Origin of the sequence: Sulfobacillus harzensis (assembly GCF_012933365.1) — a bacterium.
GTDB classification, from domain to species: domain Bacteria; phylum Bacillota; class Sulfobacillia; order Sulfobacillales; family Sulfobacillaceae; genus Sulfobacillus_B; species Sulfobacillus_B harzensis.
Map to the genome: position 1 here is coordinate 1 of NZ_JABBVZ010000371.1, position 289 is coordinate 289.

General features: G+C 61.2%; 1 protein-coding gene. It reads left to right on the top strand.

All coding sequences use genetic code 11. The features are described from left to right. Nucleotides 1-146 precede the first annotated feature (146 nt). The coding region (locus HIJ39_RS24505) for a tyrosine-type recombinase/integrase (protein WP_243239945.1) at nucleotides 147-289 on the top strand (143 nt) is incomplete at its 3' end.

The following is a 289-nucleotide window of genomic DNA, read 5'->3' on the forward strand; positions in this document are numbered from 1 at the left end:
GCTCGGGTTCCCGGTGAGCGATGGGGAACCCAGCGGATCCGGGTGAGCTGTCTTCGGGTGTTTTTGCAATGGGCCCGTTCCCAAGGCTACGAGACGCCCCAGCCACCGCCATTGAAGCGCCAGTCGGCGGAACCGACAAGCATCGCATGCTCCTCGTTTTGTTCCGGCTGTTATATGGGTGTGGATTGCGCGTGTACGAAGCCTGTCAGCTTCGAGTCTCCGATGTGGATCTTGGGCGGGGTATCCTCTTGATCCGTGAGGCCAAAGGGGGGAACGACCGGATGGTGCC